The sequence below is a fragment of the Shinella granuli genome, assembly GCF_004341885.1.
Classification (GTDB): domain Bacteria; phylum Pseudomonadota; class Alphaproteobacteria; order Rhizobiales; family Rhizobiaceae; genus Shinella; species Shinella granuli.
In genome coordinates this window covers 43,605-56,305 of record NZ_SLVX01000003.1, presented here as the reverse complement: position 1 = coordinate 56,305, position 12,701 = coordinate 43,605, and the positions used below count along the sequence as shown (strand labels likewise).

Sequence of the window (12,701 nt, the reverse complement as noted above, 5' to 3'; positions counted from 1 at the left end):
ATTGCCGGAAGGGCGCCTGCCATGTCCAACATCGAAAACGACGATCAGGAAGACAAGCCGCTCGACCCTGTCATGGAAAATGTTCGTCGCAAGATGATGCGCCTGCAACTGGTCTCGGGCGGCATCATGCTCCTGATGTTCATGGCGGTGCTTGCGGCCATTGTCTATAAGATCAACACGCGCGATGGCAAGCCGGAAGCCGTCGCCTCGTCCGGCGGCACCCTCGCCGTGCCGAGCGATGCGCCGGTCACGGCGACCGCGACGTTGCCCGATGGCTTTGCCGTCTCGGCGGTCTCCAGTTCCGGCGGCCAGATCCTGTTCTACGGCGTGATGGCCGATGGCGCGCGCAAGGCGTTCCTCTTCGACATTACGGCCGGGCGCATCGTCGCCGAGGTCGCGATTGCGGGAAACTGATCCGGCATGGCGGCGGAACCCGTCCCGATCGACGATCCCGCCGATCCGCGCATCGCGAGCTTCGTCTCGATCCGCGAGCGCGACCTGACGGGCCGCGACGGGCTGTTCATCGCCGAGGGCACGGTGGTGCTGCGCATGCTCGGCGGGGTTTCGACCCGCAAGAACGGGTTTGCCGCCGAAGCCATCCTGCTGCTCGAAAACCGCCTTGCGGGCATTGCCGATGTGCTGGCTTCCTTCCCGGAGACGGTGCCGGTCTATGTCGCCTCGGCCGCGGTCTTCGATGCGATCGCCGGTTTCAACATGCATCGCGGCGTGCTGGCCCTCGGCCGCAAGCCCCCGCCGGAGCGGGGGGCCGCGCTTCTCGGTCGGCTACCGGAAACGAGCCTCGTGCTTGCCGGGTGCGGCCTTTCCAACCACGACAATGTCGGCGCGATCTTCCGCAATGCCGCCGCCTTCGGCGCGGATGCGGTGTTCCTCGACGAGACCTCCTGCGATCCGCTTTATCGAAAGGCGATCCGCGTCTCCGTCGGCTCGGTGCTGAGCGTTCCGTTTTCCCGCGGTTCCGGCGCCGAGGTCATGCTTGCCGGTCTTGCGGAAGCGGGGTTCGAGATATGGGGGCTTTCGCCGCGTGGCGCGGTGCCGGTGGCGGAGATCCCGGCCGCGCGGCGCATCGCGCTCGTGCTCGGCACGGAGGGCGAGGGGTTGCCCGAAAGCATTCTCTCGTCCTTCCACACCGCGCGCATTCCGCAGCGGCCGGGGCTCGACAGCCTGAACGTCGCGACAGCGAGCGGCATCGCGCTCTACCAGATCGCGCTCGCCATGGGGCGTGTCGCCTAAAGCCTTTCCGCTTTCTTCGAGTCGTGAAAACGCTCAACGCAATTCTGCTGGAACTGCTCCAGGCGCTTTCGGCCGTCACCGTGTTGCGCTGGGTGGCCCTCAGCAGCGCACGCCGTCCCACAGTTCGTTCGGCCCGCCGGTCTGGTCCTGCCATGTGCCGGTGAAGCTGCTGAAATCCGGCTGGAGGGTGATGGAGAGCTTGCCGCTGCCATACATGTCCTGCCAGTCGAGCGTGCGGGCAAGGCCCTTGCCGGGCGGATCCTCGGTCAGGGTCCCCGGGGTTCTGGTATCGCCGTCGATGAACGTGTAGCTGCCGGTCAGCCGGCCGTCGCCGGCAAGCTTCAGCACCGTGATCGCCTCGACCAGCATGCCGTTGCTCCACAGCCGGCCGCAATAGCGTCCGTCGATGCTGGCAGCCTGCTGGGGCGAGGGGGCTGTCGCGCTGGTGACGCTCATGAGCAAGGCCAGGATCGCTGCCTTCATGTCGCATTCCTCCGGTGCGGCGACGTCAGGTCTCGTCGCCGCCGATCCGTTCGCGCACGCGCCAGGCGAGGCTGCGATCGTCGCCGTCGAGAGCGGGATCGATCGTGGCGATGAGGTCATGCACCGGCGAACCGGCGCCTTCGCGCGTGGCGGTCAGCACGATCATCTTGCTGGCGAGATCGGCCATTTCCTCGCGCAGCGCCGCGTCGTTCTCGCCGGTCTTCGCGGCCATCAGCCGTTCGGAAAGGGCCGTGCCCTGGTTGCGCACGTCCTCTTCCAGCGCGGCAATGTCGATCGGCGGCGGGGCCACCTTGTCGGTGCGGCGGGGGGAGAGCCGGCTCGTGGCGATGGTGCGGGCAAGCCCGGTGGAACGCACGGCCTTCACCGCTTCCTTGTTTTCCGCTGTCAACGTCTTCACCTTGTCGCGCAGGCGGCTGATTTCCGCGATGCGCCGTTCGATCGCATTGTCCTTGTCGGCGCTGCCGGCAAGCTCGCGCGTCAGCCGCGCCTCGAGCTGGCGCACGCGGCCTTCCTCGCGCGACAGGCGCACTTCCAGCGCCTTGGCGCTCTGGCGCGCCGTCTTGATATCCTCGCGCAGCGTGTCCCGCTCGTCCTTGAGATTGCCGATGCGGCTTTTCAGGTTCTCCATCGTCGTGTCGCGGGTGGCGAGATCGATCTTCATCGTGTCGAGATCGGCTTCGAGATGGTTGATGCGGCTGTGCAGCGTCTCGATATCGGCAACCTTGCCGCGGATTTCGCGGTCGGCCGCCGCGAGCGCCGATTTCAGCTGTTCGGTCTTCATTTCCTCGCGCCGCAGCGCCGAGCGCATGTCGCCGGCCTCGATGTTCATGTCGGCAATCTGGGCGTGCAGTTCGGCATTTTCCGTGCCGATCGCCGCGGCCTGCGCCAGCAGCTTCTCGTTGCGCACCATTTCCAGCGTGTGTTTTTCCCGTTCGCGGCGCACCCCTTCCGACAGGCGGGCGTTTTCCGCGGCATAGGCGGCGCGGGCCATGTCCTTCTGCGCGCGCACTTCCTGCGGGCTCAGCGGCATGGTGGCGCGCATGCGGTCTTCGGTGAACTTGACGATGCGTTTCTGGATGGCCGGCGCGACGAGAAGGCCGGTCAGCGTGGCGGCGAGAAAGCCGAGCGCGAAGAGGAGGGCATACTCGATCACGGGTCCACTCGTTTCAAAACTGGCCCAAAACGGGTTCGAACGAGCCCACTATAGCGGCTCGTCCGACCTTGCGGGAGGGGCTGTCCTTCAGAAATCAACTCTCGGTTAACCTGACGGACGAGGGCGCTCTTTCATTCTCAGAAGGGATTCCAGGTCGGTTCGCGGGTCAGCTTCAGGTAGCCGGCATTGATGCCGAGGCGGGCGCCGACGCCGGTGCGGATCGGCACGAGCACGACGTCTCGGTTGACATTGACCTGCATGCCGACGCCGGCGATCACATAGGCCGAGCCGGAGACGCCGCCGTAGCGTTCATAGAGCGAGTTGACGTCGGGCAGATTGTAGACGAGCATCATCGTGCGGCTGCCCTGGCCGCCCCAGTCGAGGCCGAGCGACGGGCCCTGCCAGAACACCGGATGCTGGCCGGCATTCTTGGTGTTGAGCGTGCCCTCGCCATAGGTCAGGCCCGCGACGAAGGCGCCGGAGCCTTCCTGGCCGAGGATGTAGCCGTTCGGCAGGCCGTGCGCCTCGAAGGCGCGCTCGACCACCTTGGCAAGGCCGCCCGAGGTCGAGCCGAAGAAGCCGTGGCCGGCATCGACGATTTCCTGCATGGAATATTGGCCGTTCTGCTGGGCCTGCGCCGGCAGAACCGTGAGCAGCGCCAGGATCGATGCCGTCACGATCCCGCACGCCATCCTGACCAGATTTGAAACACCCATGTCCCGTTCGCCTTTCTTCATGTATCGGCCCCGTTCCATGCTGCAATTTGATCCGATCGTCTTAACAATCGGTTTACCAAATGTGGTGTCATTATGGCTGTCTTCAAATCGGGCACGCCTCGCGCAATTCCGGCGTGCTATGCGTCGCGCAGGATGCCCGCGAATGTGCCCATGCTAAGGCCGTCCGCGTGAAGTGATGCGTGGATCTGGGAGAAATTTATGGCGAAAAATCCGAACCTTACGCTGACCGGTCCCGACCTGGCAGCACTTTTGTGCAGCCGTGTCTGCCACGATGTCATCTCGCCCGTCGGCGCGATCAACAACGGGCTGGAACTGCTCGACGAGGGCGGCGCCGATGCCGATGCGATGGACCTCATCCGCACCAGCGCGCTCAATGCCTCCGTGCGGCTGAAGTTCGCACGGCTCGCCTTCGGCGCCTCCGGTTCGGTCGGCGCGTCGATCGATACGGGCGAGGCGGAAAAGGCCGCGCGCGATTTCGCCGCCGCCGAGAAGAAGACCGAGATCACCTGGACCGGGCCGCGCGCCATCGTCGCGAAGAACCGGGTCAAGCTGCTGCTCAACCTGTTCCTCGTCGCCTACGGCGCCATTCCGCGTGGCGGCTCGATCGACGTGACGCTCGACAATCCGGAATTCGACGCGACCTTCAAGCTCGTCGCCAAGGGCCGCATGCTGCGCGTGCCGCCGAAATTCACCGAAATCCTCTCCGGCACACCGGAAGAGGCGGTCGATGCCCATTCCATCCAGCCCTATTACACGGTGCTGCTCGCCGACGAGGCGGGCATGGAGCTCGATGTCGCCGTGAGCCCGGAAGAGATCGTCTTCTCGGCGCGGGTCGTTCCGGCCTCGGAATAATCGATAGCGGCCATGGTTCGTTAACCATGGCCGCTAACGCTTTGTTTGCCAGTCGCCGGTAGAGTTGCACCCTGTATTGTTCCCGTCTGACGGGCGGGAGACCTAGGAGCAGCGAATGCAGCGGTTGATGATCGCCGATGGTTCCGACGTCGTCCGTAAGGTCGGCAAGCGTATTCTCTCGGGCTTCGATTTCCTCGTGCTGGAAGCGTCGAGCTCGCTGGAGGCCCTGGTGCGTTGCGAGGCGGAACTGCCCAATATCCTCATCGTCGATTCGACGATGGACGGTGCGCTCGAACTCATCGGCAATATCCGCAACCTGCCGCAGGGCAAGTCGGTGCGCATCTACTACTGCGTCGTCGAGGCGGATCTCAAGAAGATGATGATGGGCAAGCGTGCCGGTGCGGACGACTTCCTGCTCAAGCCCTTCGACCGCAAGATCCTGACCCAGGTTTTCGGCAGCCTCTCGGCCGCCGCCTGAAACGACTTCAGCCCGAATGTATGAACGCGGCCGCTCGTGAGGAGCGGGCCGCGTTTTTCGTTTATAATCCGAGGACCCACGCGGCTGTGTCGATGGTCAGGCCCGACCATGACCATGACGGAGGAGCGGTTGGAGATCCTTTGTCGGAAAAGAAAACCCGCCGGCAAGCGGCGGGTTGAAATCTCAGGCGGTGAGGGAGAGCGTCAGGCGCTTTCGAGATAGTCGCCGTCGGGCTCGCGCAGCACATAGCCGCGGCCCCAGACCGTCTCGATATAGTTCGCACCGCCGGCGGCATTCGCCAGCTTCTTGCGCAGCTTGCAGATGAAGACGTCGATGATCTTCAGTTCCGGCTCGTCCATGCCGCCATAAAGGTGGTTCAGGAACATTTCCTTGGTGAGCGTCGTGCCCTTGCGCAGCGAGAGCAGCTCGAGCATCTGGTATTCCTTGCCCGTCAGGTGGACGCGCTGGCCGCCGACCTCGACCGTCTTGGCGTCGAGATTGACGATGAGCTCGCCGGTCGAGATGACCGACTGGGCGTGACCCTTGGAACGGCGCACGATGGCGTGGATGCGGGCGACGAGCTCGTCCTTGTGGAACGGCTTCGTCATGTAGTCGTCGGCGCCGAAGCCGAGGCCGCGCACCTTGTCCTCGATGCCGGCCATGCCAGAGAGGATGAGGATCGGCGTCTTGACCTTGGACAGGCGCAGCGTGCGCAGAACCTCGTAACCCGACATGTCGGGCAGGTTCAGATCGAGCAGGATGATGTCGTAATCATACAACTTGCCCAGATCGACACCTTCCTCGCCGAGGTCGGTGGTATACACATTAAAACTTTCGGACTTCAGCATCAATTCGATGCTCTGCGCCGTCGCGCTGTCGTCCTCAATGAGTAGAACCCGCATATCTGTCCCCTTTTCCGCCGCTCAAGGTACCTGGCCCCCTACGCGATACGGATCCAGTCGTTGCCTGATTTGGAGGCTGCCACGAATTGGTTAACAAATCCTGATTCCCTTTGGCAAGGTGTATCGATCTGTTAATTATTTTAGGCAGCTCCCTGATTTTATGGATGAATCAGAAATGTGACTCTTAAACTGTCTCATTAAGAACCACAGCTAACTGACTCTTTCGACTCATCAATGTGGCGAACCTGTTTTTTAGCGAACCGCATTTACTGAGCCTTAAATCATCGCACCTATGATTAACGATGCCCGTAAACGAAAGGTTACCAGCGGTAGGGTTTTATTAATATCGCTGAATTTTTTTTAAGGCCCGGCGCGTTTTTCCGGGTTTCGGGCGAAGTGCCGGTCTCCGGCGTGCGGTCAAACGCCGCGCTTCGGGCACTGATTTGGAATGCCGGGTGAACGACTGTCGCGTCTTGGCGGCCGTTCGCTCCAATGCCGGGGTCTCGCTATCCACGGGAGTATTGCGTATGAAGTCGCGTGAGAGCCTAGTTCGCCTGAAGGAATTTCAGGTGAAAGACAAGAGACGGCAACTGGCCCAGCTTCAGTTGATGATGTCCGAATTCGAACGGATGTCGAAGGAACTGGAAAGCCAGATCGCCATCGAGGAAAAGAAATCCGGGATCAACGATCCCAACCACTTCGCCTATCCCACCTTCGCCAAGGCGGCGCGCCAGCGTTCCGACAACCTCCAGGTCTCCATCCGGGAACTGAAGGTGCAACAGGATGCGGCCGAACTGGCGCTGGAAGAGGCGGAGGCGGAGTTCGCCAAGGCTTCGGCGCTGGAAGAGCGCGACAACGCGGTCCGGCTGCGCGCCTGACCCGATCCGGGTTCTGAAGAACCCTCGCGAGCGGCCGCAAGACCGCTCACGAGGGCTCTTCGCGTTTTTTGCGGCCCTGTCAGAGATTGACGACGTCGTGCCATTCCTTGTGGCGCATGGCCTGGGCGCGGAAGAAGGGGCAGAGCGGCATGATCTTCCAGCCGCCCTTGCGCGCCTCTTCCACCGCATGGACCGCCAGGGCCTGCCCGACGCCCTTGCCGCGCAGCGCATCCGGCACGCCGGTATGGTCGACGATGACGAGCTGCGGCGAGGCGCGCGAATAGGTCACCTCCGCCTCATGGCCCTCGACGATGGTGGAATAGCGCCCCTTCGAGCCGGTTTCTGCACTTGTGATATCCATGATGGTCCTCGCTCTCGTTGCTGTGCGCCATCCTTTCCTGTCTGCCGCCGTCCCGCAAGCGCACCGGATGTGAACAGACCGTGCTGCGTCCGCGTCGCCGCGGTGCTATGCAGGGGCATCGAAACCAGCGCTGGCCTGCCATGATCCTCGTCGTTCCCGCCCTTCTCGTGCTTTCCGCTCTGTTCCTCGCCTTCGGCCTCGTCCTGCCGCTCGTGCGTTTCGAAAAACTCTATTTCTTCGACGAGACGCCCTCGCTGATCGATATCGTCGTCTCGCTCTGGGGGCAGGGGAGCGGAGGCCTTGCGGTGCTCGTCGCGCTCTTCTCCATCGTTTTCCCGGTGATCAAGCTTTTCGCGATCGCGCTGGAGGCGACCGCGCCGACGCCGCCCGCGGGCATGGCGAACTGGCTTGCCCGGCTGCTGCCGATCCTCGGCAAATGGTCGATGATGGATGTGATGCTGGTGGCGCTCGTCATCGTCGCGGCGAAGACGAGCGGCATGGCCTCGGCCTTCACCCAGCCGGGCCTCTGGTTCTACGCCACCTCGGCGATCATGACCGGCCTTCTGCAGATGAAGCTGCGCCCGCACTGAGGCGCCTCGACCCCTCAAACGAGACTACGGCCGCGCGGGGCGCAGCCGTAGGGGTCTTGATCGAAAATGAAACGGTTAGTGGCGGTACTGCTGGATGCGCGTGGTGCGCAGGCCGGCAAGGCCGTGATCGTTGATGGAGGACTGCCAGGACAGGAATTCTTCGACGGTCAGCGTATAACGCTCACAGGCTTCCTCGAGACTCAAAAGCCCGCCACGCACGGCGGCGACGACTTCTGCCTTCCGGCGAATCACCCAGCGCCGCGTGTTGGCCGGCGGCAGATCGGCGATCGTCAGGGGGCTGCCATCGGGGCCGATGACGTATTTAACGCGGGGTCGTATCAGATCGGTCATTGGACTCTCTACATAAACTCAAGACCATATGCCGGGACTGTAGCCCGCCACATTTAAGATTTGCCTAAACGCATGCTAACAATTTTCTAATCTTTTGAGCGGCTTCGCCTGTCGTGCCCAAGGCTGGAAGCACTGGCTTCCCTTACGTTTGCCAGGTCTGCCCTGCGCGATGTCCGCATGGGAGCCATGCAAATATTTCATTTCCCTTTTATTCAAATGCTGCTAATACGCCCTCAAATTTAAGGGCGGCGTCGATGGATGCCACCGGAAGCCCTGGGCTGCATCATCATGAATTCACTCCGCAAGCTGTTCCCCGTAGGGATATGGCTTCTGCGGCGTTTTTCGTCGCCGCTTTCTAAAGGGGTGCGCCTGAATTTTTCCGGACCGGGAATGCACACGCGCCCGGCCTTCGCGCCGGCTGTTGGAAACGGAAAATGAAAGACCCAGACAACATGCTCCTGCAGCAGGGCTGGTCGCCTGAATTCTTGTCCACGGCCAATCTCGAAGCCGTGCAGACCGAATATGAGGTGCTGCACCTCATGCGTCAGTGCGCCAACCATTTCGGCTTCAGCCACTTCCTGGTGTCGCGCTTTCCCGCCAACGAGCAGCAGCGCTTCGCCGAACGGCTGCTCGTCAGCAACTGGCCGGCCGATCTCGTGCGCAAATACGATGCGATGAACCTCTTCCATCTGAGCCGGCTGGCGATCGAGACGGGCATGACGAAGCTGCCCGTGCAGGGCGACAGCTCGCTTCTCGCCCCGTCCGACTGGGAGAACGGCCATGTCGGCGAAGCGATCGCGCTCGCCGAAAGCCATGGCCTTGCCGCCTCGACGGCCTTCCTTCTGCATTCCACGACATCCGATCCCTATCTGATGGTCTTTTCCGGCATGCAGGCCCCGCTTGCCCGGCGGGAGCTGACGGACCTGCATTTCGCCGCCCTCCAGCTTTTCGAATGCCTCGAAAAGACCTTCGTGGCGGCGACGGCGAGCCGGGAGAAGCTGTCGAGCCGCGAGGTCGAGTGCCTGCGCTGGGCGGCGGCCGGCAAGAGCAGCGACGAGATCGCCATCATCCTCGGTATCTCGGCCTATACGGTGAGCAGCTATTTCAAGAGCGCGACCCGCAAGCTCAAGGCGGTCAACCGCATGCAGGCGATCGCCATCGCGCTGCGCCTGCGCCTCATCTGATTTTCCGCACCGCCCTGCCGGCGGACCGGGAAGGCAGGATGCGGTGCGCGGCCGGAAAGACGAGGTTTCCGGCCTTCTCTTGCCCTCGGTGCGGCAAGTTTCTATATGTCGCCCGAAAGACGCCGCGCCGATTGCGCGGCGCCGTCCTTGCGCCAAGCAAACCCCAGGGAAAGGTGCCCCGCGGCAGGCCTTCAAGCGCCGCAGCACCGGAACGGACCTCGCGTGAACAGTCTCGATTTCGATCGCAAGCCGGAAGATACCCGTGTCGTCGTCGCCATGTCGGGCGGCGTGGACAGCTCCGTCGTGGCCGGCATCCTGAAACGCGAAGGCTACGACGTGCTCGGTATCACACTGCAGCTCTACGATCACGGTGCCGCCGTGCACCGCGCGGGCTCCTGCTGCGCGGGCCAGGATATCGACGATGCACGCCGGGTCTGCGAAACGCTCGGCATCCCGCATTACGTGCTCGATTATGAAAAGCGGTTCCGCGAAACGGTGATCAATCCCTTCGCCGAAAGCTACATTGCCGGCGAAACGCCGATCCCCTGCGTCGCCTGCAACCAGACTGTCAAGTTCGCCGACCTTTTGGCCACCGCCAAGGAACTCGGCGCCGATGCGCTCGCCACCGGCCATTACATCCGCTCCCGGCCGAACCCGACGCCGGAGGCGCCGCAGCGTCGCGCGCTCTATCGGCCGGTCGATGCCGAGCGCGACCAGAGCTATTTCCTCTTCGCCACGACCCAGGAGCAGATCGACTATCTGCGCTTCCCCCTCGGTCATCTTTCGAAGGCCGAAACGCGGGCGCTTGCCGAGGAGATGGGCCTCGTCGTCGCCAAGAAGGCCGACAGCCAGGACATCTGTTTCGTGCCGCAGGGCAAATATTCCGACATCGTCAACAAGCTGAAGCCCAATGCGGCGCTTGCCGGCGACATCGTGCATATCGACGGCCGCGTGCTCGGCCGCCACGACGGAATCCTGCACTATACGATCGGCCAGCGCCGCGGCATCGGCATTGCCACGGGCGAGCCGCTCTATGTCGTCTATCTCGACGCCCGCTCGCGCCGCGTCATCGTTGGCCCCAAGGAAGCGCTGGAAACACGCCGCCTCTACCTGCGCGACATCAACTGGCTCGGTGACGGTGACCTTGAGGCCGTGGCAGCCGCCGGCTTTGATTGTTATGCCAAGGTGCGCTCGACGCGCCCGCCGCGCCCCGCCCGCCTCAAGTCCGGCCCCGGCGGCCTCTATGTCGAACTTGGCGAAGGCGAACCGGGTGTTGCGCCCGGCCAGGCCTGCGCGCTCTATTCCGGCGAAGGCGAGGATGCCCGCATCCATGGCGGCGGCTTCATCCTGCGTTCCGAGCGGGAACCTGCCGCCGAGGACGCCCTCAAGCGCATTCTGTCCACCCCGGCCGCGGCCTGAAAGCCCGCATTCGCCAAGGCCTTCGCGAACAAAGTGATTTTTGTGCGAACGTCGCTTGACACCCGCGGGAACAGCACCTTATAAGCCGCGCACCGGACGGAAACAGACATCGTTCTGTTCCTCTTTTCGGGCGGCGGAGTAGCTCAGTAGGTTAGAGCAGAGGAATCATAATCCTTGTGTCGGGGGTTCGAATCCCTCCTCCGCTACCATCTGCCCCCCCAACGAATGACCGTAGCCGATGAAATCGGTCTGGCCCGTCAGCGCGGCGATGTAGGTCACCACATCGACTTCGTAGTCTCCCTCAATTTCACCGTCTCCAACGATGATATGCGAGACCGCAGCGCGAAATGCTTCTGATGCTGCGCGATCAAAGATATTTCCCTCATTCTCTATGACCTGTTTAATGCGCTCAAGCTTGCGGATGAACTGACGGAGTGCGCTCGGGTGAAGCTCGACCTTCGGCACCTTACGCTGCGCTTCCTTCAAGGTCTCCGCTAACTGCCCTCGCTCTATCTGCAATTCCTTCAAGCGCGCCTCGACGCGATCCATCGGGAGCGTGCCATCGCCATAGAGCTTGATGAGGCGATCCTGCTCGGCCGTCAGCTTGATCAGATTGCGTTCTATCTGGCCGGCGTGCTTGGCCGCCTCGTTGATTTTGGACCGCTCCTTCTCGAAAAAGCGATCGATATATTCCTGCGTTGCCTCGGGGCGTCGAAGCAGATTGAGCATCCCGTCGATCACGCCTCCCTCGATCCGATCAAGGCGATAGCTCTTCGTGTTCGTACAAGAGCCGCTTTCGGAATACCGAGAGCACCGCATGCGCACAGTTCCTCGATACACCCCTTTCGATGCCATCCCGCCGCCGCAGTAGCGGCAACGCAGGAGGCCGGAAAAGATGCGCTTCGGCTTGTTCGCGCGGCGATGGTTCTCATGATCGTGACTGCGCACTGCTTTGCGCTTTTGCACAGCGTCATAGAGAGCGGCGGGGACAATCCGCAGTTCCGGCACCAGGGCGGTCTTCCACTCGCTCTCAGGGTTCTGCCGGCTCACGCGCTTGCCGGTATCGGGATCGCGCACCATCTGCACGCGGTTCCAGATGATCTTCCCCTCGTACATCGCATTTTGCAGGATGCCGTAGTTCCGGCCCTTGTTGCCGTTGATCGTGCTGGCATTCCACTTCGCGCCTCGTGGCGGGAGAATTCCCTCGTCATTGAGCTGCTTGGCAATGTCGCGCGGAGACATCCCTCCGAGGTACATGCGGAAGATGCGGCGCACCACCTCGGCCTGCTCTTCGTTGATCGTGCGCTCCCCAGGGCGGCCGAGCACGAGATCATAGCCGTAGGAGACGCCGCCCGCCGCCCGCCCATCGGCGACGACGCCGGCCATGCCCCGCCGCACCTTGTGCTTGAGGTCGGCGAGGAACATCGAGCCGAGCAGCCCCCGGATGCCGATTTGCATGGCATCGGCAACGCCTTCGTGCACGGCGACGATCTCGATGCCTCCGAAGGAGAGGCGTTTGAAGATGCCGGCAAGGTCTTCCTGATCGCGCGAAATGCGATCGAGGGCCTCGACAACAACAACATCAAAATCGCCGCTGCGGGCGTCGGCCATGAGCTGCATGATCCCGTCGCGGCCGATGAGCGAGGAGCTGGTTTGCGCGCGGTCGGAATAGACGCGGCCCGGCGTCAATCCGTTCCGGGCTGCGTATTCCCGGCATAATGCCACCTGATCGTCAATCGATCGATCTTTTTGTAGGTCCGTCGAGTAGCGGGCGTAGAAGACGGCTCTTCGGCCTTTTGGCTGTCGTGAATGCATTGGCTGGCACCAGTGTTGTGATCGACATTTTCGGAGGAGATCGTCTCGGGGCAGGGCATCTGCACGAGCCGATCTATGATGTTCAGCAGAACAGGGCAAAGGGCGTTTCGCAGTTTCCGCTCCAAGTTTTGAATTGTGGCTCAAACCCTATGGAAATAATCCCGATACTTTACAGGTTTGGGCCCCAAAAGTATAAAGTCCATAATCTAGGAAAGATAATTTAAGT

General features: G+C 62.5%; 15 protein-coding genes and 1 tRNA gene. 9 read left to right on the top strand and 7 right to left on the bottom strand.

Annotated features, from left to right (window positions below):
* Positions 1–21 precede the first annotated feature (21 nt).
* Together EV665_RS06450 and EV665_RS06445 are read left to right on the top strand one after the other, a co-directional pair.
* Positions 22–414: a hypothetical protein gene (locus EV665_RS06450; protein ID WP_133033486.1), complete on the top strand. Its 393-nt coding sequence runs from the start codon at positions 22–24 to the stop codon at positions 412–414.
* A 6-nt stretch (positions 415–420) separates the two neighbouring features.
* Entirely contained in the window at positions 421–1,251 is an 831-nt protein-coding gene (locus EV665_RS06445; protein ID WP_133033485.1) for a TrmH family RNA methyltransferase, read from the top strand.
* 99 nt (positions 1,252–1,350) lie between these two features.
* Here the strand turns inward: EV665_RS06445 and EV665_RS06440 are convergent, their stop codons facing one another.
* The 3 genes from EV665_RS06440 to EV665_RS06430 form a co-directional block, all read right to left on the bottom strand.
* The gene (locus tag EV665_RS06440; protein WP_133033484.1) at positions 1,351–1,734 is read right to left on the bottom strand and encodes a hypothetical protein; all 384 of its coding nucleotides are present in this window, start codon (positions 1,732–1,734) and stop codon (positions 1,351–1,353) included.
* A gap of 25 nt (positions 1,735–1,759) precedes the next feature.
* On the bottom strand, positions 1,760–2,908 hold the full coding sequence (locus EV665_RS06435; protein WP_133033483.1) for a coiled-coil domain-containing protein: 1,149 nt from the start codon (positions 2,906–2,908) through the stop codon (positions 1,760–1,762).
* A gap of 137 nt (positions 2,909–3,045) precedes the next feature.
* On the bottom strand, positions 3,046–3,600 hold the full coding sequence (locus tag EV665_RS06430; protein ID WP_245507663.1) for a DUF1134 domain-containing protein: 555 nt from the start codon (positions 3,598–3,600) through the stop codon (positions 3,046–3,048).
* Between the two features lie 243 nt (positions 3,601–3,843).
* Here EV665_RS06430 and chpT point away from each other — a divergent pair, with 243 nt between their 5' ends.
* Together chpT and EV665_RS06420 are read left to right on the top strand one after the other, a co-directional pair.
* Complete coding sequence (gene chpT, locus EV665_RS06425) at positions 3,844–4,497, top strand: histidine phosphotransferase ChpT (protein ID WP_064331097.1); 654 nt, start codon at positions 3,844–3,846, stop codon at positions 4,495–4,497.
* A gap of 115 nt (positions 4,498–4,612) precedes the next feature.
* A complete protein-coding gene (locus tag EV665_RS06420; RefSeq protein WP_024270821.1) occupies positions 4,613–4,975 on the top strand; it encodes a response regulator in 363 nt (120 codons plus the stop codon).
* A 203-nt stretch (positions 4,976–5,178) separates the two neighbouring features.
* Here the strand turns inward: EV665_RS06420 and ctrA are convergent, their stop codons facing one another.
* Positions 5,179–5,877 (bottom strand): response regulator transcription factor CtrA, encoded by a 699-nt coding sequence (gene ctrA, locus EV665_RS06415; RefSeq protein ID WP_064331096.1) that lies wholly within the window; start codon positions 5,875–5,877, stop codon positions 5,179–5,181.
* A gap of 527 nt (positions 5,878–6,404) precedes the next feature.
* Between ctrA and EV665_RS06410 the strand changes: the two genes are divergently transcribed.
* A complete protein-coding gene (locus EV665_RS06410) occupies positions 6,405–6,755 on the top strand; it encodes a hypothetical protein (RefSeq protein WP_064331095.1) in 351 nt (116 codons plus the stop codon).
* A gap of 79 nt (positions 6,756–6,834) precedes the next feature.
* Here the strand turns inward: EV665_RS06410 and EV665_RS06405 are convergent, their stop codons facing one another.
* Positions 6,835–7,116: a GNAT family N-acetyltransferase gene (locus EV665_RS06405; RefSeq protein ID WP_064331094.1), complete on the bottom strand. Its 282-nt coding sequence runs from the start codon at positions 7,114–7,116 to the stop codon at positions 6,835–6,837.
* 41 nt (positions 7,117–7,157) lie between these two features.
* Here EV665_RS06405 and EV665_RS06400 point away from each other — a divergent pair, with 41 nt between their 5' ends.
* Positions 7,158–7,706 carry a paraquat-inducible protein A gene (locus EV665_RS06400; protein ID WP_380688368.1) on the top strand — a complete coding sequence of 183 codons (549 nt, stop codon included), beginning with the start codon at positions 7,158–7,160 and terminating at the stop codon, positions 7,704–7,706.
* A 75-nt stretch (positions 7,707–7,781) separates the two neighbouring features.
* Here the strand turns inward: EV665_RS06400 and sciP are convergent, their stop codons facing one another.
* Positions 7,782–8,057: a CtrA inhibitor SciP gene (gene sciP / locus EV665_RS06395; RefSeq protein WP_023515011.1), complete on the bottom strand. Its 276-nt coding sequence runs from the start codon at positions 8,055–8,057 to the stop codon at positions 7,782–7,784.
* 434 nt (positions 8,058–8,491) lie between these two features.
* Between sciP and EV665_RS06390 the strand changes: the two genes are divergently transcribed.
* The 3 genes from EV665_RS06390 to EV665_RS06380 all read left to right on the top strand — a co-directional run bounded on the left by EV665_RS06390 (position 8,492) and on the right by EV665_RS06380 (position 10,869).
* Complete coding sequence (locus EV665_RS06390; RefSeq protein ID WP_064331092.1) at positions 8,492–9,241, top strand: helix-turn-helix transcriptional regulator; 750 nt, start codon at positions 8,492–8,494, stop codon at positions 9,239–9,241.
* Positions 9,242–9,463: 222 nt separating this feature from the next.
* Positions 9,464–10,660: a tRNA 2-thiouridine(34) synthase MnmA gene (mnmA, locus tag EV665_RS06385; RefSeq protein ID WP_133033480.1), complete on the top strand. Its 1,197-nt coding sequence runs from the start codon at positions 9,464–9,466 to the stop codon at positions 10,658–10,660.
* A 132-nt stretch (positions 10,661–10,792) separates the two neighbouring features.
* Positions 10,793–10,869, top strand: a tRNA-Met gene (locus EV665_RS06380).
* Here EV665_RS06380 and EV665_RS33255 read toward each other — a convergent pair.
* Positions 10,826–12,475 carry a recombinase family protein gene (locus EV665_RS33255; protein WP_380688365.1) on the bottom strand — a complete coding sequence of 550 codons (1,650 nt, stop codon included), beginning with the start codon at positions 12,473–12,475 and terminating at the stop codon, positions 10,826–10,828. The two genes, EV665_RS06380 and EV665_RS33255, sit on opposite strands and share 44 nt — an antisense overlap.
* Positions 12,476–12,701: the final 226 nt, after the last annotated feature.

Excerpts from the sequence above, each read along its gene's own strand:
- EV665_RS06450 (WP_133033486.1), top strand. The coding sequence starts at position 22 with ATGTCCAACATCGAAAACGACGATCAGGAAGACAAGCCGCTCGACCCT.
- EV665_RS06445 (WP_133033485.1), top strand. The coding sequence starts at position 421 with ATGGCGGCGGAACCCGTCCCGATCGACGATCCCGCCGATCCGCGCATC.
- EV665_RS06440 (WP_133033484.1), bottom strand. The coding sequence starts at position 1,734 with ATGAAGGCAGCGATCCTGGCCTTGCTCATGAGCGTCACCAGCGCGACA.
- EV665_RS06430 (WP_245507663.1), bottom strand. The coding sequence starts at position 3,600 with ATGGCGTGCGGGATCGTGACGGCATCGATCCTGGCGCTGCTCACGGTT.
- chpT (WP_064331097.1), top strand. The coding sequence starts at position 3,844 with ATGGCGAAAAATCCGAACCTTACGCTGACCGGTCCCGACCTGGCAGCA.
- EV665_RS06420 (WP_024270821.1), top strand. The coding sequence starts at position 4,613 with ATGCAGCGGTTGATGATCGCCGATGGTTCCGACGTCGTCCGTAAGGTC.
- ctrA (WP_064331096.1), bottom strand. The coding sequence starts at position 5,877 with ATGCGGGTTCTACTCATTGAGGACGACAGCGCGACGGCGCAGAGCATC.
- EV665_RS06410 (WP_064331095.1), top strand. The coding sequence starts at position 6,405 with ATGAAGTCGCGTGAGAGCCTAGTTCGCCTGAAGGAATTTCAGGTGAAA.
- EV665_RS06405 (WP_064331094.1), bottom strand. The coding sequence starts at position 7,116 with ATGGATATCACAAGTGCAGAAACCGGCTCGAAGGGGCGCTATTCCACC.
- sciP (WP_023515011.1), bottom strand. The coding sequence starts at position 8,057 with ATGACCGATCTGATACGACCCCGCGTTAAATACGTCATCGGCCCCGAT.
- EV665_RS06390 (WP_064331092.1), top strand. The coding sequence starts at position 8,492 with ATGAAAGACCCAGACAACATGCTCCTGCAGCAGGGCTGGTCGCCTGAA.
- EV665_RS33255 (WP_380688365.1), bottom strand. The coding sequence starts at position 12,475 with ATGCATTCACGACAGCCAAAAGGCCGAAGAGCCGTCTTCTACGCCCGC.